This window comes from Actinomadura sp. WMMA1423 (assembly GCF_006547145.1).
Lineage (GTDB): Bacteria > Actinomycetota > Actinomycetes > Streptosporangiales > Streptosporangiaceae > Spirillospora.
Genome location: NZ_CP041244.1, coordinates 1,719,788 through 1,738,858 on the forward strand (window position 1 = coordinate 1,719,788; position 19,071 = coordinate 1,738,858).

The 19,071-nt window shown below is 71.9% G+C and carries 19 protein-coding genes; 13 read left to right on the forward strand and 6 right to left on the reverse strand.

The features are described 5' to 3' along the window. Positions 1-1,392, forward strand: coding sequence for an extracellular solute-binding protein (locus FKD65_RS07935; protein ID WP_168220979.1), 1,392 nt, complete (start codon positions 1-3; stop codon positions 1,390-1,392). 9 nt (positions 1,393-1,401) lie between these two features. Here FKD65_RS07935 and FKD65_RS07940 read toward each other — a convergent pair whose 3' ends face one another. Beyond that, positions 1,402-1,995 (reverse strand): TetR/AcrR family transcriptional regulator, encoded by a 594-nt coding sequence (locus tag FKD65_RS07940; RefSeq protein ID WP_141576854.1) that lies wholly within the window; start codon positions 1,993-1,995, stop codon positions 1,402-1,404. Positions 1,996-2,072: 77 nt separating this feature from the next. Here FKD65_RS07940 and FKD65_RS07945 point away from each other — a divergent pair, with 77 nt between their 5' ends. From FKD65_RS07945 to FKD65_RS44070, 7 genes are all read left to right on the forward strand, one after another. Next, positions 2,073-3,686: a carboxyl transferase domain-containing protein gene (locus tag FKD65_RS07945; protein WP_141576855.1), complete on the forward strand. Its 1,614-nt coding sequence runs from the start codon at positions 2,073-2,075 to the stop codon at positions 3,684-3,686. A gap of 8 nt (positions 3,687-3,694) precedes the next feature. Beyond that, the gene (locus tag FKD65_RS07950) at positions 3,695-5,632 is read left to right on the forward strand and encodes a biotin carboxylase N-terminal domain-containing protein (protein WP_141576856.1); all 1,938 of its coding nucleotides are present in this window, start codon (positions 3,695-3,697) and stop codon (positions 5,630-5,632) included. Beyond that, a complete protein-coding gene (locus FKD65_RS07955; protein ID WP_141576857.1) occupies positions 5,629-6,558 on the forward strand; it encodes a hydroxymethylglutaryl-CoA lyase in 930 nt (309 codons plus the stop codon). Before FKD65_RS07950 ends, FKD65_RS07955 begins: the two co-directional genes overlap by 4 nt. A 3-nt stretch (positions 6,559-6,561) precedes the next feature. Beyond that, positions 6,562-7,710 carry an acyl-CoA dehydrogenase family protein gene (locus FKD65_RS07960; RefSeq protein WP_141576858.1) on the forward strand — a complete coding sequence of 383 codons (1,149 nt, stop codon included), beginning with the start codon at positions 6,562-6,564 and terminating at the stop codon, positions 7,708-7,710. A gap of 600 nt (positions 7,711-8,310) precedes the next feature. Next, on the forward strand, positions 8,311-9,087 hold the full coding sequence (locus tag FKD65_RS07965) for an IPT/TIG domain-containing protein (protein WP_141576859.1): 777 nt from the start codon (positions 8,311-8,313) through the stop codon (positions 9,085-9,087). 97 nt (positions 9,088-9,184) lie between these two features. Beyond that, entirely contained in the window at positions 9,185-9,937 is a 753-nt protein-coding gene (locus FKD65_RS07970; RefSeq protein ID WP_168220980.1) for an IPT/TIG domain-containing protein, read from the forward strand. Positions 9,938-10,366: 429 nt separating this feature from the next. Beyond that, positions 10,367-10,558, forward strand: a complete 192-nt coding sequence (locus tag FKD65_RS44070) for a hypothetical protein (protein ID WP_168220981.1) — start codon at positions 10,367-10,369, stop codon at positions 10,556-10,558. 16 nt (positions 10,559-10,574) lie between these two features. On the opposite strand, the gene FKD65_RS07980 is transcribed toward FKD65_RS44070, so the two are convergent. Beyond that, complete coding sequence (locus FKD65_RS07980) at positions 10,575-11,546, reverse strand: hypothetical protein (RefSeq protein WP_141576862.1); 972 nt, start codon at positions 11,544-11,546, stop codon at positions 10,575-10,577. A 285-nt stretch (positions 11,547-11,831) separates the two neighbouring features. Here FKD65_RS07980 and FKD65_RS07985 point away from each other — a divergent pair, with 285 nt between their 5' ends. Further along, entirely contained in the window at positions 11,832-12,581 is a 750-nt protein-coding gene (locus FKD65_RS07985) for an FkbM family methyltransferase (RefSeq protein ID WP_141576863.1), read from the forward strand. On the opposite strand, the gene FKD65_RS07990 is transcribed toward FKD65_RS07985, so the two are convergent. Then, positions 12,578-13,510 (reverse strand): LysR family transcriptional regulator, encoded by a 933-nt coding sequence (locus tag FKD65_RS07990; RefSeq protein WP_141576864.1) that lies wholly within the window; start codon positions 13,508-13,510, stop codon positions 12,578-12,580. The two genes, FKD65_RS07985 and FKD65_RS07990, sit on opposite strands and share 4 nt — an antisense overlap. Before the next feature lie 89 nt (positions 13,511-13,599). On the opposite strand from FKD65_RS07990, the gene FKD65_RS07995 reads away from it, so the two are divergent. Together FKD65_RS07995 and FKD65_RS08000 are read left to right on the forward strand one after the other, a co-directional pair. After that, positions 13,600-14,511 (forward strand): zinc-binding dehydrogenase, encoded by a 912-nt coding sequence (locus FKD65_RS07995; RefSeq protein WP_141576865.1) that lies wholly within the window; start codon positions 13,600-13,602, stop codon positions 14,509-14,511. Further along, positions 14,508-15,905 carry an alpha/beta fold hydrolase gene (locus FKD65_RS08000; protein WP_141576866.1) on the forward strand — a complete coding sequence of 466 codons (1,398 nt, stop codon included), beginning with the start codon at positions 14,508-14,510 and terminating at the stop codon, positions 15,903-15,905. The genes FKD65_RS07995 and FKD65_RS08000 overlap by 4 nt, the downstream gene beginning before the upstream one ends. On the opposite strand, the gene FKD65_RS08005 is transcribed toward FKD65_RS08000, so the two are convergent. From FKD65_RS08005 to FKD65_RS08015, 3 genes are all read right to left on the reverse strand, one after another. Further along, on the reverse strand, positions 15,844-16,344 hold the full coding sequence (locus FKD65_RS08005) for a hypothetical protein (RefSeq protein WP_141576867.1): 501 nt from the start codon (positions 16,342-16,344) through the stop codon (positions 15,844-15,846). The genes FKD65_RS08000 and FKD65_RS08005 overlap by 62 nt on opposite strands. 33 nt (positions 16,345-16,377) lie before the next feature. Next, positions 16,378-17,313, reverse strand: coding sequence for an LLM class flavin-dependent oxidoreductase (locus FKD65_RS08010; protein ID WP_141576868.1), 936 nt, complete (start codon positions 17,311-17,313; stop codon positions 16,378-16,380). Between the two features lie 107 nt (positions 17,314-17,420). Continuing rightward, positions 17,421-17,897 (reverse strand): MarR family winged helix-turn-helix transcriptional regulator, encoded by a 477-nt coding sequence (locus FKD65_RS08015; protein ID WP_141576869.1) that lies wholly within the window; start codon positions 17,895-17,897, stop codon positions 17,421-17,423. A 135-nt stretch (positions 17,898-18,032) separates the two neighbouring features. On the opposite strand from FKD65_RS08015, the gene FKD65_RS08020 reads away from it, so the two are divergent. Both FKD65_RS08020 and FKD65_RS08025 read left to right on the forward strand, forming a co-directional pair. Then, positions 18,033-18,497: a DUF4260 family protein gene (locus tag FKD65_RS08020; RefSeq protein ID WP_141576870.1), complete on the forward strand. Its 465-nt coding sequence runs from the start codon at positions 18,033-18,035 to the stop codon at positions 18,495-18,497. 4 nt (positions 18,498-18,501) lie between these two features. Further along, on the forward strand, positions 18,502-18,834 hold the full coding sequence (locus FKD65_RS08025) for a TfoX/Sxy family protein (RefSeq protein WP_141576871.1): 333 nt from the start codon (positions 18,502-18,504) through the stop codon (positions 18,832-18,834). Positions 18,835-19,071: the final 237 nt, after the last annotated feature.

The following is a 19,071-nucleotide window of genomic DNA, read 5'->3' on the forward strand; positions in this document are numbered from 1 at the left end:
ATGACGGGACGGCGGCGACGGTTCCTGCCCCGGGACCGCGCGTCCCGGCTCGGCGCCGTGGGCGGGGCCGCGGCGGTGCTGGTCTGCGCGGGAGCGGTGGCCCTGTGGCCCGGCTCCTCCGGCTACCGGTCCCTGGCGCCGGCCTGCGACCGCTCGGAGCTGGTCGTCGCGGGCGGTACCGACGTGAGCCTGAACAGCCAGCGCCGGCAGCTGGTCCAGGACTGGAACGCCAGGGGCAACCCGCACGCCACCCTCGTGGAGGTCGCGGAGTCCACCGACTCCCAGCACAGCCAGATCAAGGCGATGGAGGAGTCCGGCGGCTGCGGTTACGACGTGCTGGTCATGGACAACACCTGGACGGCGGAGTTCGCCGCCGCGGGCTACCTGCGGCCGCTCGACGGCATCGGGAAGCGCGGCGACTTCTTCCCCGCCGCGCTGGAGACCGGGCAGTGGCACGGCGAGCAGTACGCCGTCCCGTTCAACGTCGACGTCGGGCTCCTCTACCAGCGGGAGGGCGCGCAGGCCCCGGCGACCTGGTCGGATCTGCTCGATTCCGGCATCGCGACGCAGCTCGACGACTACGAGGGGCTGACGGTCAACGCCCTGGAAGCGGTGTGGAACGACGGAGGCGGCGGCCTGCTCACCGGCGAGAAGCGCCCGGACGAGAAAAAGCTGCGCGAGAAGGTGTACCCGGCGCTGGAGCGGCTGGCCTCGCACGTGCAGGAGCCGCGGTCCTCGCACTGGCCGCTGACGGCGTCGCGGTCGTACGACGAGCAGAAGAGCATGGAGACGTTCATGCTGGGGGCGCCGCTGATGCGGAACTGGCCGTACGCGTTCTCCACGCTCGCGACCGAGCCGGGCATGCGCGACGGGCCGCGCCTGCGGTACTCGGTGACCGCCCTGCCCGGTACGACCGTCCTCGGCGGCCAGAACCTCGCCGTCTCCAAGTACTCCCCCCACCCGGACGCCGCGCTGAAACTGGTGGAGTTCCTCAGCGGGACGGACAGCCAGCGCCTGCTGTTCTCGTGCGGCGGCTTCGCGCCGGGCCGCTACAGCGCGCTCGGCCTGAGCCCCGGACGCCACGCGGCGGCCGACGTGCGGGTGGAGAGGTGTTCCGCCGCCAAGCAGGGCCTCAAGTCCGGCGACGCCGGGACCGACGCCGCCGAGTCGGAGCAGGTCGAACTCGACGAGGCGCAGCTGACCGGACTGGCGAAGGCCGTGGTCCAGGCCCTGGACCGGGCGCAGCCCCGTCCAGTGACGCCGCGCTACAGCACCTTCACCGGCACGTTCCGCGGCTGCGTCCAGAAGATCTTCGACGGGCCGGGGACGGATGCGAAGACGTTCGCCGAGGCCGTGGAGCGCTCGCTCGACGGGCGCACCGCGTCCTGCTGACCGGGGGCGCTACCGGGCGCGTTCGAGCGCGGCCCGGGCCATGCCGTGCAGGAGGTCGCCCATCGCGTCGCGGCCGAGGCCCTGCGCGGCGCTGCGCGGAGTGGAGTTGAGCAGGCCGAAGCAGGCGTGGACGGCTGCTCGGATGCGGTCGTCGGGCGTCCCGGGGCCGAGGCGGCGCAGGACGGCGACCCATTCCTCGACGTACGCTCGCTGAAGGCGGCGGATGCGGTGGCGCTGCGGCTCGGGGACGTTGTCCAGCTCCCGCTCGTGCACGGTGATCAGGGCCGGGTTGTCGAGGGCGAACGCGATGTGCCAGCGAAGCAGAGCGTCAAGCGCGTGCCCGGCGTCGGGGCCGGCGGCGCGGCGGGCCCCCTCGGCCAGCAGCCGCTCGCTGATGTCGAGGAGCATCTCGGCGAGCACGGCCTCCTTGCCGCTGAAGTGGCGGTAGAGGGCGGGGCCGGTGAGCCCGACGGCCCTGCCGAGGTCGCCGATGGACGCCCCGTGGTAGCCGCGGCGCGCGAACAGCTCAGCGGCGGCGCCGAGGATCTCGGCCCGGCGCGGGTTGGGCGCGCCCGGCGGCGCCTCGGCCGGATGGGACGTCATGCGCCCAGTCTAGACTAGAGTTGTTAACGGCCGTTAACATCGGCATTGTTAATGAACGTTAACCGGGAAGGGGGGTCATGAGCGGACCCGAGATCGGCTCGCGCGCCGACATCGCGGCCGAGGCGTTCAAAGCGAGCGCCGCGCACAACGAGGCGCTCGTCGCCGAGCTGCGCGACCGCGTCGACCGGGCGGGCCGCGGCGGACCCGAGCGCGCCCGCGAACGGCACGTGGCGCGCGGCAAGCTGCTCCCCCGCGACCGGGTCGACACGCTCCTGGACCCCGGCTCGCCCTTCCTGGAGCTGTCGCCGCTGGCCGCGAACGGCATGTACGGGGACGAGGCGCCGGGCGCCGGGATCATCACCGGGATCGGGCGGATCTCCGGCCGCGAGTGCGTCGTGGTCGCCAACGACGCCACCGTCAAGGGCGGCACGTACTACCCGGTCACGGTGAAGAAGCACCTGCGGGCGCAGGAGGTGGCGCTGCACAACCGCCTCCCCTGCGTCTACCTGGTCGACTCCGGCGGGGCCTTCCTGCCCCGGCAGGACGAGGTGTTCCCCGACCGCGAGCACTTCGGCCGCATCTTCTACAACCAGGCCACGATGTCGGGCCGCGGCATCCCGCAGATCGCGGCGGTGCTGGGCTCGTGCACGGCGGGCGGCGCCTACGTCCCGGCGATGAGCGACGAGGCCGTCATCGTCCGCGGCCAGGGAACGATCTTCCTGGGCGGGCCGCCGCTGGTGAAGGCCGCGACCGGCGAGGTCGTGACGGCGGAGGAGCTGGGCGGCGGCGAGCTGCACTCCCGCACGTCCGGCGTGACCGACCACCTCGCCGAGGACGACGCGCACGCGCTGCGGATCGTCCGCGACATCGTCGGCACGCTCGGGCCGCGCGAGCCGCGCCCGTGGGACGTCGCGCCGCCGGAGGCGCCGGCCGCCGACCCGTCCGAGCTGTACGGGATCGTCCCGCCCGACTCGCGCACCCCCTACGACGTGCGCGAGGTCATCGCCCGCATCGTCGACGGCAGCCGCTTCCAGGAGTTCAAGAAGGAGTACGGCGCGACGCTCGTCACCGGGTTCGCCCGCATCCACGGGCACCCGGTCGGGATCGTGGCCAACAACGGCATCCTGTTCGGCGAGTCGGCCCAGAAGGGCGCGCACTTCATCGAGCTGTGCGACCGGCGCAGCGTGCCGCTGGTGTTCCTGCAGAACATCACCGGGTTCATGGTCGGCCGCGAGTACGAGGCGAGCGGCATCGCCAAGCACGGCGCGAAGATGGTGACCGCCGTCGCCTGCGCCCGCGTCCCGAAGTTCACCGTCGTGATCGGCGGCTCGTTCGGCGCCGGGAACTACGCGATGTGCGGCCGGGCGTACTCGCCGCGCTTCCTGTGGATGTGGCCGAACGCCCGCATCTCGGTCATGGGCGGCGAGCAGGCGGCGAGCGTCCTCGCCACCGTGCGCCGCGACCAGATGGAGGCGCGCGGCGAGGAGTGGCCCGCCGAGGACGAGGAGGGGTTCAAGGCGCCGATCCGCGAGCAGTACGAGGCGCAGGGCAACCCGTACTACTCGACGGCGCGGCTGTGGGACGACGGGGTGATCGACCCGCTCGACACCCGGCGCGTGCTGGGGCTCGGGCTGTCGGTCGCGGCCAACGCACCGCTGGAGCCGGTCGGCTACGGCGTCTTCCGGATGTGAGGGTGTTGATGTTCGACAGCGTCCTGGTCGCCAACCGCGGGGAGATCGCCGTCCGCGTGTTCCGCACGCTGCGGCGGCTCGGCATCCGGTCCGTGGCCGTCCACACCGGGGCCGACGCGCGGGCGCGCCACGTCCGGGAGGCCGACGAGGCCCTGCTGATCCCGTCGTACCTGGACATCGAGGCCGTCATCGCGGCCGCCCGCGACTCCGGCGCCTCTGCAGTGCACCCCGGGTACGGGTTCCTGGCCGAGAACACGGCGTTCGCGCGGGCGTGCGGCGAGGCGGGCCTCGTGTTCATCGGCCCGCCGGCCGAGGCGATCGACGCGATGGGCGACAAGATCCGCGCGAAGCGGACCGTCGCCGCCGCAGGGGTCCCCGTCGTCCCCGGGCGCGACGAGCCCGGCCTGTCCGACGCCGAACTGGAGGCAGCCGCGCTGGAGGTCGGGCTGCCGGTGCTGCTCAAGCCGTCGGCGGGCGGCGGCGGGAAGGGCATGCGGCTCGTCCGGGACGCCGCCGACCTGCCGGAGGCGATCGCGTCCGCCCGGCGCGAGGCGCGCGGCTCGTTCGGCGACGACACGCTGCTCGCCGAGCGGTTCGTGGAGAACCCCCGGCACATCGAGATCCAGGTCTTCGCCGACGCCCGCGGCGGCGCCGTGCACCTCGGCGAGCGCGAGTGCAGCCTCCAGCGCCGGCACCAGAAGATCGTCGAGGAGGCGCCGTCCCCGCTGCTGGACGCCGCCGCCCGCGAGCGGATGGGCGCCGCCGCCGTCGCCGCCGCGCAGGCCGTCGGGTACGTGGGCGCCGGGACGGTCGAGTACATCGTCTCGGCCGACCGCCCCGACGAGTTCTTCTTCATGGAGATGAACACCCGGCTCCAGGTCGAGCACCCCGTCACCGAGCTCGTCACCGGCCTCGACCTGGTCGAGCTCCAGCTCCGGGTGGCGGCGGGAGAGCCGCTGCCGTTCGCGCAGGACGGCGTGCGGCTCGACGGGCACTCCATCGAGGCCCGCGTCTACGCCGAGGACCCGGCGCGCGGCTTCCTGCCCACGGGCGGGCGGGTGCTCGCGCTGAGCGAGCCCGAGACCGCCCGGGTCGACTCCGGGCTGGACGTCGGGACGGAGGTCGGCGGCTCCTACGACCCCATGCTCGCCAAGGTCGTCGTCCACGGCGCCGATCGCGCCGAAGCCCTCCACAAGATGGACCGCGCGCTCGCGTCCTACACGCTGCTGGGCGTCCCGACGAACGTCGCGTTCCTCCGGGCCCTGCTGCGGCACCCCTCGGTCGTTTCGGGCGATCTCGACACCGGCCTGGTCGAGCGCGCCCTGGACGACCTGGTCGCGGGCGCGTCCGTCCCGCCCGAGGTGCTCGCCGCCGCCGCGCTGGAGCGGATGCTCGACCTGGAGTCCGGCGACGACCCGTGGGACGTCCCGGACGGCTGGCGGCCCGGCGCGCACGCCTGGGCTCCCTGGATCATCACCCCGTCCGGCGGCGAGCCGGTGGAGGTCCGCGTCCAGGGCAGGGCGGCGTCCGCGCGCGTCGCGGTCGGCGACGAGCCGCCGGTCACCGCGTCTCTCACCAGGCCGTTCACGTTGACCTACGGTGGGAGGACGACCTCGTTCGCCAGTGCCCGGGACGGGCGCACCCTGTGGCTCGGGCGCGACGGTCACGCGTGGGCGCTGAGCGAGCACGTCCGCGCCGAGGGCGGAGCCGACGCCGCGGCCGCGGGCGACGGGGTGCTGCGCAGCCCGATGCCCGGGACGGTCCTGGCGGTCAAGGCGGCCGAGGGCGACAGCGTCGAGGCCGGGCAGCCGCTCGTGGTCGTCGAGGCGATGAAGATGGAGCACACCGTCACCGCGCCGCTCGCCGGCGTCGTGGCGAAACTGCCGGTCCGCGCGGGCGCGCAGGTCGCGCTCGACGCGGTGCTGGCCGTGATCGAGGAGGCATGACGGTGCCGGTACCCCTCTCCGGGCTTCCCGAGCGGGTCACGATCTACGAGGTCGGGCCGCGGGACGGGCTGCAGAACGAGAAGGCCGTCGTCCCCGTCGAGGTCAAGGCGGAGTTCGTCACCCGCCTCGCGGACGCGGGGCTGCGCACGATCGAGACGACCAGCTTCGTCCACCCCAAGTGGGTGCCGCAGCTGGCCGACGCCGAGCAGCTGCTCGACATCCTGCCGCGCTCCCCCGAGCTGCGCCATCCCGTCCTCGTGCCGAACGAGCGGGGCCTCGATCGGGCGCTCGCCAACGGCGTCACCGAGATCGCCGTCTTCGGCAGCGCCACCGAGACGTTCGCCCGCCGCAACCTCAACCGCACCGTGGACGAGTCGCTCGCGATGTTCGCCCCGGTCGTGGAACGCGCGCGGGCCGAGGGCCTCTGGGTGCGCGCCTACGTGTCGATGGTGTGCGGCGACCCGTGGGAGGGCGACGTTCCCGTGGAGCAGGTGGTGTCCGTCGCCTCCCGGATGATGGACATGGGCTGCTCCCAGCTCAGCCTCGGCGACACCATCGGCGTCGGCACGCCCGGCCAGGTCACCGCGCTCATCGAGGCGATCACCGGTGCGGGCATCGGCACCGAGCGGCTCGCCGTCCACTTCCACGACACCTACGGGCAGGCCCTCGCCAACACCCTGGCCGCACTCCGCGCCGGCGTCACCGTCGTGGACTCCTCGGCGGGCGGCCTCGGCGGCTGCCCCTACGCCGAGAGCGCCACCGGCAACCTGCCCACCGAGGACCTCGTCTGGATGCTGAACGGCCTCGGTGTCGAGACCGGCGTCGACCTCGCCGGCCTGGTGTCCACGAGCCGCTGGATGGCGGGCCACCTCGGCCGTCCCAGCCCGTCCCGCGTAGTACAAGCCCTGTCACCTGAATCGGAGTAGCCCATGATCGACTTCACGCTCGGCGAGGAGCAGGAGGAGCTGCGGCGCACGGTCGAGCGGTTCGCCCGCGAGAGCGTCGCCCCGGTGATCGGTGACCTGTACGAGCGCGGCGAGTTCCCCTACGAGATCGTCGCCGCGATGGGGAAGATGGGCCTGTTCGGGCTGCCGTTCCCCGAGGAGCACGGCGGCATGGGCGGCGACTACTTCACGCTCTGCCTGGCCCTGGAGGAGCTGGCGCGCGTCGACTCGTCCGTCGCGATCACGCTGGAGGCCGGGGTCTCGCTCGGCGCCATGCCGATCTACCGGTTCGGGTCGGCCGAGCAGAAGGAGCGGTGGCTGCCGCGGCTGACCTCGGGCGAGCGGCTGGCGGGCTTCGGGCTGACCGAGCCGGGCGGCGGCTCGGACGTCCCCGGCGGCATGCGCACCACGGCCCGGCTGGACGGCGACTCCTGGGTGATCAACGGCTCGAAGGCGTTCATCACCAACTCCGGCACCGACATCACCGCGTTCGTGACCGTGACCGCCTTCACCGGCGAGAACGAGATCTCCACGATCATCGTCCCGAACGGCACCCCCGGCTTCACGGTCGGCCGCAAGTACTCCAAGGTCGGCTGGTCGGCTTCCGACACGCGGGAGCTGTCGTTCGACGACGTCCGCGTCCCGGCGGAGAACCTCGTCGGCGAGCGCGGCCGGGGCTACGCCCAGTTCCTGAGGATCCTGGACGAGGGCCGCATCGCGATCGCCGCGCTGTCGGTCGGCCTCGCCCAGGGCTGCGTGGACGAGTGCCTGCGCTACGTCCGCGAGCGCGAGGCGTTCGGCAAGGAGATCGGCCGCTACCAGGCCATCCAGTTCAAGGTCGCCGACATGGAGACCCGCGCGCACACCGCCCGCCTCGCCTACTACGCGGCGGCCGCGAAGATGCTGGCGGGCGAGCCGTTCAAGAAGGAGGCCGCCATCGCCAAGCTGGTCGCCTCCAACGCCGCCATGGACAATGCCCGCGACGCCACCCAGGTCTTCGGCGGCTACGGCTTCATGAACGAGTACGCCGTAGGCCGCTTCTACCGCGACGCGAAGATCCTCGAAGTGGGCGAAGGCACCTCCGAGGTCCAGCGCATGCTCATCGCCCGCGCCCTGGGCCTCCCCCCGGCCTGACCCGCTTCACCCCGCCCCACCACGGCGGCCGGCCCGCACCAGCGGCCCGGCCGCCGTTTTCATGTCCCCAAGGAGCGTGCCGCTCCCGGTGCCGCCCGGCATTCGGGGCCGGCCGATCCGGGCCCCGAGGCCGAGCCCCTGACTTCCACCGCTCATATCCCTTTTAATGGCATCCGCTCCTTTGATCGCCACTCGAGAAAAAAGATCTACTGCAATCATTTCATGATTCATGCCCCGCCAAGTTTTCATCGAGTTTGGCGAAGGGTATTCTCCAAGTTGGACATGGAGAGAGTACGGCCACCAGGGGGTCAACGATTCATCCCGAACCCCTACCCCGCATAACTGGCATCGCGGGACTTCCGCACGAGATCAGCGCGGCTCACTGATCCCAGTCGGGCGAGCCCTTCCCGTAATTCCTATCGGGCCATTTCCCCCCGAAGGCCGCTTTCCCGTGAGAAATCCACCGAAATCGTTTACGGACACGGCTCTTCGCACGAGCCGCGTCTGATATGAGTGAATTCCAGGTAGACCCACCGCAACCGCCGCATTTCTGGAACCGCACTCAAATCCAAACCAACCATCCCAGAAGGAAGATCCATCATGGCACCCGTCATCACCTCCCTCTCCTGCGGCCCGCAGGCGACCAACCAGGGGAACGCCGGCCAGACCCTGGTCATCACCGGAACCGGCCTCTCCGGATCCACCCGGGTACGGTTCGGAACCAGCGGCCCCCAGGTCACGCCCAGTGCCACCACCGCGACGTCGGTCACGTGCACGGTCCCGTCCGGAAGCGGAGTGGTCGCGGTCGCCGTCCTCAACGGCGGCGTCTGGAGCAACTCGCTGAACTTCTACTACATCCCCGCGCCCAACGCCTGCGGGCTCAGCCCGGCCGACGGACCGGCGACCGCCCCACCCGCGATCACCATCACGGGGAACAACCTCCTGACCGCCAACCAGGCGACGTTCGGCGCCGCGACCCCGGTGACCGCGACCGCCACCAACGACAGCGCGGCCCAGGCGACGCCGGCCAGCATCACCGAAGTGGGCGCCTCGCCCTACTTCCAGAGCGTGAACGCCACCATCCGAACCGCCGGCGGCACCACGACGGTGAACGGCACGTACATCGCCTACGACGCGCCGACGATCACGACCGTGGCGCCTTCCAGCGGCCCCGAGGGCACCGAGGTGCTCATCACCGGAACAGGGTTCGTAGGCCCCATCATCACCGTCCTCGTCGACGGCAACGAGGCCGTGGCCACGGCCCTCTCGGAGACGCAGATCTCCGCCATCATCCCGGCCGGCACCGGAACCGTGGACGTGGCCGTCACGACCGCGGGCGGAACCGCCACCGCGGTCGGCGCCTACACCTACACCTGAGAAACGGGGGCTCCCCGGAGGAAACGCGCCCTGGCCGGCCGGCGCCGGCCAGGGCGCCTCATCGGCATCGAGGAAGGGATCAGTCATCGCTCCCCCAGTGGTCAACGGCCTGAATCCGACTTCCGGCCCGTCGTCGGGCGGGAACCCGGTGTTCATCACCGGCAGCGGGTTCACCGGAGTGACGCGTGTCCGTTTCGGCACCGCCAATGCGGCCTTCATCTTCAACTCCGACACCAGGATCACCGCGACAGCACCACCGGCGGTCACCCTGACCCCGGTCAACGTCACCGTCACCACTCCGCGCGGAACCAGCAGGCAGGGCGTGCTCTACAGCTACGTCAGCAGCGGTACGGCCGGGGTCACCAGCGTGGACCCCGATGTCGGGCCCTTCGAGGGAAGCAACACGGTCACGGTCAACGGCACGGGTCTGGCGATGGTGACGTCGGTGTGGTTCGGCACGGCGTCCGCTCTCGCCTTCACCGTCATCTCGGACAGCGAGATCACCGCCACCGTCCCCCCCGGCACCGGAATCGTCGATGTCTCGGTCAACGCGCCCTGCGGGAGCCCAGGGGCGGGGACCTGCGGCACCTACACCTATATGGGAGTCCCGTCGGTCGACAGCCTGGTCCCCGACCACGGCCCCGCCGCGGGCAGCAACTCCGTCGTCATCAACGGCTCGAACCTGACAGATGTCGACACCGTGCTGTTCGGCGACACCATAGTCCCCTTCGTCGTCATCTCCGACAGCCAGATCACCGCCATCGCCCCGCCCGGCACCGGAACCGTCCTGGTCGCCGTGTCGAACAGGCTGGCGTCGAGTTCGCCCGCAGTGCCCTATACCTACGACTGAACCGTGGCCCGGCCACGGCGCACGACCGCGAATCAAACCCGGCAGGTCAGCTGTTTGTCCGGCATGTTCCCCGGATCCTCGACCGGAAGGCGACGGCGTCCCCGGGGCAGGGAGGTTCCCGATGACGTTGCAGGCTTCGCCGCCCGGGAGTCCTTGGGCGGCGAAGCCCCGACGACCACTCGGATCACTTGAAAGACGATCCGTAATGCCGGCGCCCGAAGGTCGCGCTCAAATCTCCTCCGAGAAAGAGCCGAGGCCGGGGTCTACGGCTCGTATCGAGGTGGGCGAATCCCCCTATTTCCAAACCGTGAACGTCACCATCCGCACCGCCGGCGGCACCGCCACGCTGAACAACGCCTACACCGTCCACGACACACCCACGATCTCCCCCACACCGTGACCCCCCACCACGGCCCCGGTGGCACTGCGTTGATCATCACCGGCACGGGCTACGTCGGCCCCTCCATCATCGTCGCCTTCGGCGGGTACCCTGCCGTCGCCACCGTCATCTCGGATGGCGAGCCCGTCGCCTTCGCCCCTGACGGGCCCGGCCCGGGACCCGTGGAGGTGTACGTGATAGCGATGAGCCCGTCCAATCCCGGAACCTTCACCTATGTGTAAGAGGCGCGGGTCCGGTCTACGGGGCGCAGCCGCGGATCGTGCCGGGCGGGTAGCAGTTGTCCGGGATGTTCGCCCGGATCGTCGTCCCCGAGGAGATGACGACGCCGGGCTTCGGGATGTTGAAGATGACGTTGTAGACGCCGCCGCCCGGGAAGCCCTCGGTGGCGGAGTTCTGGTTGTTCTCGATCACGACCCCGTAGAGCGCGGTGACGCCGTAGTTCAGGACGCCGCCTCCCGCGAACTCCGCGAAGTTGCTGTCGATGCGGCTGGAGGAGATGGTCGTGTTGCCGCTCTCGCTCGTGTAGACGCCGCCGCCGCCGTCCTGCGGGGAGGTGTTCCCCGTGATGCGAGTCGTCGCGATCCGGACGTTGCCGTAGTTGGCGACGCCGCCGCCGCTGAAGCCGCTGTTGCCGCTGATCAGGCTGTTGCTGGAGACCAGCGCGCTCGCGCCGGTCCCGTTCATCAGCCCCCCTCCGTCGCCCGTCGCCGTGTTGTTGCGGATGTTCGTCAGGGTGAGGTACGTCGTGCCGTTGTTGCGGATGCCGCCGCCGTCGCCGTCGACGTCGCCGCCCTCGAAGGAGACGTTCGTCGCCTGGAAGGTGGCGCCGAGGGCCACGTCGACGACGCGGAACTGGTCGGTGGCCGACGGGTCCCGGATGATCTTGGTGTTCGTGCGGCCGACGAGGGTGATCCTGCCGGTGATCTGCGGCAGGGCCGAGGCCGGCCCGGCCGCAGCGGTGTAGTTGTACGTGCAGTTGGGGGCCAGCTGGATCGTCGCGGCGATCCTCGAGTTGCCGGTGTTGATGGCCGAGGTGAGTTCCGTCGTGCTGCAGTGAACGGCGGCCGTGTACGCGCGGGCCGCCTGCGGGCCGGTCCGGCCGGGGGGCGCCGGCTGCGCGGAGACCGCCGGTGAGGCCGCGGTCATCGCGCCCGCCGAGAGAGCGAGGGAAGCCCCCGCGCAGAGGAACGCCCTACGATATGTAGCCATCTTGCCCCTTTCGGATAAATGCGACATTCGCCGCATCGCCCTCGGAATCGCTGGCATCGGCACGCCAGAACGCCAGAAATCAGTGAAACATAAACCGGCAAACCAGGCAGCCACGAAAAATGAATATTGCCGTACATGACGCATTTCCATTTGGTCAAGAATGATCGCCGATGCAATGGCGATCTCTCGGCCCGACGAAATGCGACCGGGCCGGCGGCACCGTCCGCACCGGACACGTCGGCATCGTTCGGGGCGGCGGGGCGTCCGGCGCGGTACAGTCGGCGGATGCTGCTGCGCGCCTACGGCATCGCCCGCTCTCTGGTCATGTACTACGGGATTCCGGGCAAGCACCGGCGCGCGTCCCGCCTTTACGGGGAGTTCCTCGGGCCCGGCGACCTCGCCTTCGACATCGGGGCGCACGTGGGCGGGCGGGTGCGCGTGTGGCGCGGGCTCGGGGCGCGGGTGGTCGCGGTGGAGCCGCAGCCCGACTGCCTGCGCGTCCTGCGGCTGTTCTTCGGCCGCGACCAGGACGTCACGCTCGTGCCGGGCGCCGTCGGGGCCGAGCCCGGGGAGGCTCGCCTGGCCATGTCCTCCGCGACGCCGACGGTGTCCTCGATGTCACCCGGGTGGATCAAGGCGGTGACGACGGACCAGAGCTTCGCCCGCGTCCGGTGGGACCGCTCGATCGGCGTCGAGGTGACGACGCTGGACGACCTCATCGCCGCCCACGGCGTGCCGGCGTTCTGCAAGATCGACGTCGAGGGCTTCGAGGCCGACGTGCTGGCGGGGCTGTCCCAGGCCCTTCCCGCGCTGTCCTTCGAGTACGTGCCGTCGGCGCACGAGGCCTCCCTGGAGGCGCTGAGCCTCGTCGACGGGCTGGGCGACTACGTCTACAACTACTCCCCCATCGAGACGATGCGGCTGGCGAGCCCCCGCTGGCTCGACGCGTCCGAGCTGCGGCGGCGGCTCGAGATGATCCGTCCGCGCGGGCGCTCGGGCGACGTCTACGCCCGCCTCCGCCAGCCGGGCGACTAGCGGGCCGAGGGTGCCGCCTCACCGGGCAGCCAGTCGCGGTCCGGGTCGTGCTCCAGCCAGCGGTGCCGCCGCCCGTACTCGGCGAACCTGCTGAGCAGCGCGGGGAGCATCGGGTGCGGCGACTGCCGCGGCCACATCAGCGACCAGGCGTAGAGCGGGGTCGGATCGACCACGGGGATCGCCCGGACGCCGGAACCGGCGGGGAGCGGGGCGTCGGCGGGGAGCAGCGTGATCCGTCCCGGCTCGGCCGCCAGGCCGGAGAGCAGGTGCTCCATCCCGAGGTTGGCTCCGCCGGACGCGGCGCGGAGGCCGAACTCCTCGCAGAACCGGTTGATGAAGTCGAGGCGGTCGGCGGCCGCGGGGAACCAGAGGACGCGTCCGGCGAGGTCGCGGGGGCGGACACTGGCCGCCGCGGCCAGCGGGTCCCCGGCGGCGACCAGGACGTCCACGGGTTCGAGCCGGACGAGGCGGTGCGCCAGCCCGTCCGGCAGCGGCGGGTGGACGCGCCCGAACGCGGCGTCGACGTCGCCGCGCAGCAGGGCCGCCGCCGCGGCGGGCAGGTCGCGGCCCATGCCGAGTTCGACGTCGAGCTCCGGCCCTTCCTCTATCACCGGGGCGACCGTCCGGGCCGGGCCGTACAGGTGGCCCCAGAGGTCGATCCGCAAGGGCCGCCCGGCCGCGTGGACCGCGCCGACCGCCGCTTCGGCGGCCCGCAGCGCCTCCCGCGCCGGATCGAGGAAACGGCGCCCCGCCTCCGTGAGCTCCACGCTCCCGCGGGTGAAGAGCGGGACTCCGAGCGCCGCCTCCAGCCTGGCCACCCGTTTGGACACCGCCTGCTGGCTGATCGACAGCTCCTCGGCGGCCCGCCCGAAGTGCAGATGGCCCGCGACGGCGACGAACGCGCGCACCTGGCCGAGGTCGAGCTCCACGCCTCCCATCGTGGGCGACAACCGATGGTTGTCAAACCGGCCCGGCGGCTGTTGGACGGGCCCGGCGTCCGGCCGGTTTCCTGCGGGGCATGAGAGCACTCCTTCCCGAATCGGGATCGGTGTCGTTCGGCGAGGTCGACGAACCGGTCCCCCGTCCGGGCGAGGCGCTGGTGAAGGTCGCGGCGTTCTCGGTGAACCGGGGCGAGACGTTCCAGCTGGAGTCCGACCGGCCCGGCTGGCGGCCCGGCAAGGACGTCGCGGGCCTCGTCGTCCAGGCCGCGGCCGACGGGTCGGGGCCCGCGGCCGGCAGCCGGGTCGTGGGCCACCCGCCGTCGGCGGGGTGGGCCGAGTACGTCGCCGTCCCGACCGGCTCGCTCGCCGAGATCCCCGCCGCGGTGCCTGTGCGGGCGGCCGCCGCGCTGCCGCTGGCCGGTCTCACCGCGCTGCGCCTGCTGCGCGCGTCCGGCGCCACGGCGGGGACGCGCGTCCTGCTGACGGGCGCGTCCGGTGGCGTCGGCCATTTCTTCGTCGAGCTCGCGGCCGCCGCCGGAGCCGAGGTCACCGCCGTCACGGCCTCTCCTGAGCGCGGCCGGCGACTGGCCCAGCTGGGGGCCGTGGTCGTCCATGATGTGCGGGACGCCGCCGGTCCCTTCGACGTCGCCCTGGAGTCGACCGGCGGGGACGTCCTGCCGCACGCTTTGGCGCGCGTGGCCCCCGGGGGCACGCTCATCTGGTTCGGGCAGGCGAGCCGCCGTCCCGTCACGCTGGGCTTCTTCGACTTCTTCGAGGGCCCCGAGTCGGCGTCCATCAGGCACTTCCACTACGCGGGCGACCCGTACGGGGAGGACCTCGCCACGCTCGTCCGCCTGACCGCGGCCGGGCGCCTGCACCCCGAACTCGGCCGCGTCGCCGACTGGAGCGAGACCGCCGCCGTCCTCACCGACCTCCGCGAGCGCCGCGTTCGCGGCAAAGCCGTCCTCACCCTGGAGCAGAACCGATGACCGCCTTCTTCGACGAGCCCGTCATCCCCTTCGCCGCCGCCAACCGGTCGCGCGCCATCGCCGCCGGCATCGACCCCTACCAGTACGACGCGGTCACCGCCGGCCTGACCACCCTGCATGAGTGGACGGACGCGTTCACGCGGACCGGCCAGGAGCATCTCGTCCTCGCCGAGAAGGCCCGGCTCCCGCGGTCGGCGGGCGAGGCGTTCCGCGACGCCGCACTGTGGTTCCACTTCGCGACGGTGCTGCCGAACCCGGACCTGGCCGCGCACGGCCGGGCCGCCGACGCGTCCGCCGACGCGCTGCGCCGTTCGCTCGCCGTCCTCGCGCCGGACGCCGAGCACCTCGCCGGCCCCGACTTCACCGGCGTCCTGCGACGCCCGTCTCCGGACGCTCCCCTGGTCGTCCTGGTGCCGGGGATGAACTCCGGAAAGGTCGAGTTCATGCCGCTCGCCGAGGCGCTCGTGCACCGTGGGCTCGGCGTGCTCGCCATCGACGGGCCCGGCCAGGGAGAACTGGCCGTCCGCAGCACCTGGGAACCCGACTACCAGCGGGTCGTGGCGCAGGCGCTCGACGCCGTGGACGGCCCGCCCGCCGCCATCGGACTGGTCGGGCTCAGCATGGGCGGATTCCTCGCCTCGGTCGCGGCACGGCACGAGCCTCGGATCGGCGCCGTCGTCACCGTGAGCGGGCCCACCGCCATCACCTGGGACGAGCTTCCGCCGTACGTGACGGAGTCGTTCGTTCTGCGCACGGGCGGGGAGGCGGCCGCCCGCGAGTTCGCCGACCGGGTGACCGCTCCCCCGCTCCCCCAGCCGCTCCGGGTCCTGGACGGCGGGCTGGACGTCATCCCGGGCGTCGCCAACGGCGAGGAGCTGGCCCGCCGGGCGGCGGGGGGCGAGTACGTGCTGATACCGGAGGGCGGCCACCTTCTGGAGAACTGCCGGTGGGCCTGGCTTCCCGAGACTCTCGACTGGCTCGCCGCCCGGCTGGACCGGGGTCCGGCGGCCGTCGTCACCCGCTACGTCGAGGCGGTCGCGAGCGGCGACCTCGACACGATCAGGGCGAGCTTCGCCGACGACGCCACCTGGACCTACCCCGGCGACCTTCCGCTGACCGGCACCTGGAAGGGCCGGGACGCGATCGTCGACGACTTCCTCGGCGGCGCCGGGCAGCTCTTCGAGCCGGGCGGCGAGCCCAAGGTCGCCCTGACCAACGTGGTCGCGGACGGCGACCAGGTCGTGGCCGAGTGGACGTCACGGGGAACGGCCCGCGGCGGCGCCGCCTACGACAACCCGTGCCTCGGCGTCTTCACCGTGCGGGACGGCAGGATCACGTCAGTGCGGGAGTACACCGACACCCAGCACGTCGAGCGCACCCTGTTCCCCTCCTGAGCCGCGCGGTTCCCCTCCTAGTCCGTGAACGCCGCGAGCGCATGGTCGCGAGCAGCACGAAGGGCAGGGCGTAGTGGGCCCGGACGAGGTCGGGAGACACCCGGAACAGGTCGTCCTCCGCGTCCACCCCGCCCTTTCCCGCGAAGTCCTTCGCCAGGTGCAGATGCCGCTCCATCAGCCGCAGGACCGCGTCGACCGGGACCGTCACGCTGCCGCTCCGCCCGACCAGCATGCCGCAGACGAACGCCATCATCCCCGCGCGGTAGACATCGCCCTCTTCGAAGGAGGCGGTCAGTTCCGCCATGGCGGCATCGAGATCGGTGACGGACGCCAGGAACGCCTGCAACTCGTCCCTGTCGAACATGGCCACTCCGGCCCGGCATTCGGCCAGGTCACTCGGCTGCCGGACGAACTGCGCGATCCCCCCGGTCTGCGACATCAGATCATGCCAGCGGTGGGGCGGCCCGGCGCTTCATGCCTCGCGGGACGGCTCCCGGCCGCGCTCCTTGGCGACCGCCTCCCGGACGGCGGGGGCGATCTCCCGGGCCCAGCGGGCGAGGGAGGCGGGGTCCTGCGTCCCGCCGCCGGGCGAGAACAGGGTGAAGCCCGACGCGCCGTGCTCCAGGACCGCGCCGGTCAGCTCCTCGGCCCACTGCTCCGGCGAACCGCCGATCCAGCGTCCGTCGCGGTCGCGCGTCGCGGGCAGCGGGCGCTCGGTGATCCGCCCGGGGAGGTTGTAGACCGTGCCGATCTCGCGGGGGTCGCGTCCCGCGGCGGCCGCGGCCTCGTCGATGACCGGCCGCGACGTCCGGTAGCGCTCGCTGAGCCAGTCCGCCGCGTGGCCGGGGATCCAGCCGTCGGCCACCCGGCCGGTCGCGGCGAGGGACTTCGGGCCGACCGATCCCGTCCAGACCGGCGGTGCGGCCACGGGGGCGGGTTCGATCTCCGCCACCCGGTAGTGGCGGCCCAGGTGGGTGACCGGCGGGCCCCCGCCCGCCAGCTTCCGGACCAGGACGATCGCCTCCTCGAAGGCGTCCACGGCGTCGCCTGGGGAGAGCCGCGGCACTCCCATGTCGGAGATCCGGTCCCAGAGCCCGCCCGCGCCCATGCCGAGGACAACGCGGCCACCGGAGAGCGCCGACAGCGACGTCACCGTCCGCGCGAGCATGGGAGCCGGACGGGTCGGCAGGTTCGTGACGTTGGCCAGGCCCGCGATGCGCTCGGTGCGCCCGAGGATGAAACCGATGGCGGCGTATGCGTCCACGCGGTCGCCGATGTAGGGGTGGTCGGACAGGGAGAAGTGGTCGAGTCCGTCCCGGTCGGCCTGCTGTGCCATGTGCAGCAGGCCTGCGGCGTCCTCTATGCCGCTGTGCGCACCGAACCCGAAGAGGGGAAGTCGTACTGACATCTTGTTGCTCACCATTGCACGCTCCCGCGGACAGGGGTTACAGTTCGTAATACGAACCATATTAGTTCGCACTACGAACTGCAAGCTCTGCACGGGGGCAGGCTATGTCAGCGCCTGCGGGCGGCTATTTCATCGGGCTCCGCGAACAGCACGGGAACGTCGTTGTCCAGCACGATGCGGCCGAGCAGGCCGGCGAGCACGCCGCGCTCGGCGTCACTGAACCCCTTCGGCAGCCCGTCCACCCGCCGGCAGGTCTCGGCGTAGAACTCGTCTACAAGATCGCTTCCCTCGGGGGTCAGCGCGACCCTGACCGCGCGCTGGTCCTCCGGGGCCGACTCCCGGCACACCAGGCCGTTGCGCTCGGTGCGGTCGACCAGGCCGGTGAGACTCGACTTGGCCAGCCCGAGCATCGCACCCAGCTCCCCCATCCCCAGGGGCCCCTCCATCAGCACGCACAGCAACTTGCCCTGCTGGGAGGTGAGGCCGTACTCCCGCGCCGATTCGGCATAGACGGCGTTCACCAGGAACGCCCCTCGCACCAGCGCCGGCACCACGCCGATCCGACCTTCGTCATCTTCAGCCACGCGCTCAGGGTATCTCGACAGTTCGCGCAGCGAATTACCATGCGGTCGCCGCGGTTTCCGCCTATAGCTTGACAGCTAACAGTATTAGCTTTACGTTGGCTAACGAGGTTAGCCAACACTGGAAGGGACGTCATCATGAGCACAGCCGCCCACGGCGAGGTCTCCGTCAGCCGCACCGTCCGCCGCGCCGCCTGGTTCGCCGGAGCGCTCTTCTGGGCGGCCTTCGCCGTCCTCGAAGGCGTCAACCACGGCCGGCCGGCGGCCCTCCTGGCCCTCGTCTTCTTCGTGGCCCCGGACCTGACCTTCCTCGCCGGGCTGCGCGAGGCCGCGTCGATGGAGCCCGGCCGGCTCCCGCCGCGCGCCGTGCCGTACTACAACTCCGCGCACCGGGCGCTGGTGCCGTTCGCGCTGATGGTCGTCTACACGGTGACTCCGCCGGCCTGGGCGCCGCTGTTCGCCGCCCTGTGCGGATGGATGGCGCACATCTCCTTCGACCGCGCGTTCGGCTACGGCCTCCGCACCAAGGACGGCTTCCAGCGCCACCGACGGCGTTCCGCCACCAGGGCGTCCGGGTGTCCCGCACGAACCGGGGGAGGATGACGTGGTGAGCTACGACGAAGAACTGGCCGAACGGGTGGAAGACCTGCTCGGAGCGAGGCGGGACGCGACCCCGAAGCGGATGTTCGGCGGGATCGCGTGGCTGGTGAACGGCAACATGGCCGTGGTCGTGAGGGGCCGGGGAGGGCTGATGGTCCGGGTCTCCCCCGACGACCACGACGCGATGCTCGCCGAGCCGGGGACCACCACGACGGTCATGCGCGGCTACCCGATGCGGGGATGGATCACGGTGGCTCCCGATGCCTGCTCCACGCCGTCCGACGTGGCCGCATGGGTGGACCGCGGGCTCGCCTTCGCTCTCACCCTGCCCGCCAAGTAAGGGCGGGGAGGACCTTCGCCCCCGGCCGGGAGGCGCCGAACGAGGTCGCGCGGGAGCGATGAGTTCCGGGGGCGGCGCCGGTCTGCCTGGGTGCGCGGAGGGAGGGGAGGTTGGGATGTCGCGTCCGTCACACTTGGTTGACCTCAAGCGCGGTGCAGGTCGGAGGGTGGACACCGCAGAGCAGGGCGGATTTGTCGGACCCCGCTGGAATACTCCCGGAACGCTCGAGGTTTAATC

Excerpts from the sequence above, each read along its gene's own strand:
- FKD65_RS07935 (WP_168220979.1), top strand. The coding sequence starts at position 1 with ATGACGGGACGGCGGCGACGGTTCCTGCCCCGGGACCGCGCGTCCCGG.
- FKD65_RS07940 (WP_141576854.1), bottom strand. The coding sequence starts at position 1,995 with ATGACGTCCCATCCGGCCGAGGCGCCGCCGGGCGCGCCCAACCCGCGC.
- FKD65_RS07945 (WP_141576855.1), top strand. The coding sequence starts at position 2,073 with ATGAGCGGACCCGAGATCGGCTCGCGCGCCGACATCGCGGCCGAGGCG.
- FKD65_RS07950 (WP_141576856.1), top strand. The coding sequence starts at position 3,695 with ATGTTCGACAGCGTCCTGGTCGCCAACCGCGGGGAGATCGCCGTCCGC.
- FKD65_RS07955 (WP_141576857.1), top strand. The coding sequence starts at position 5,629 with ATGACGGTGCCGGTACCCCTCTCCGGGCTTCCCGAGCGGGTCACGATC.
- FKD65_RS07960 (WP_141576858.1), top strand. The coding sequence starts at position 6,562 with ATGATCGACTTCACGCTCGGCGAGGAGCAGGAGGAGCTGCGGCGCACG.
- FKD65_RS07965 (WP_141576859.1), top strand. The coding sequence starts at position 8,311 with ATGGCACCCGTCATCACCTCCCTCTCCTGCGGCCCGCAGGCGACCAAC.
- FKD65_RS07980 (WP_141576862.1), bottom strand. The coding sequence starts at position 11,546 with ATGGCTACATATCGTAGGGCGTTCCTCTGCGCGGGGGCTTCCCTCGCT.
- FKD65_RS07985 (WP_141576863.1), top strand. The coding sequence starts at position 11,832 with ATGCTGCTGCGCGCCTACGGCATCGCCCGCTCTCTGGTCATGTACTAC.
- FKD65_RS07995 (WP_141576865.1), top strand. The coding sequence starts at position 13,600 with ATGAGAGCACTCCTTCCCGAATCGGGATCGGTGTCGTTCGGCGAGGTC.
- FKD65_RS08000 (WP_141576866.1), top strand. The coding sequence starts at position 14,508 with ATGACCGCCTTCTTCGACGAGCCCGTCATCCCCTTCGCCGCCGCCAAC.
- FKD65_RS08005 (WP_141576867.1), bottom strand. The coding sequence starts at position 16,344 with ATGTCGCAGACCGGGGGGATCGCGCAGTTCGTCCGGCAGCCGAGTGAC.
- FKD65_RS08010 (WP_141576868.1), bottom strand. The coding sequence starts at position 17,313 with ATGTCAGTACGACTTCCCCTCTTCGGGTTCGGTGCGCACAGCGGCATA.
- FKD65_RS08020 (WP_141576870.1), top strand. The coding sequence starts at position 18,033 with ATGAGCACAGCCGCCCACGGCGAGGTCTCCGTCAGCCGCACCGTCCGC.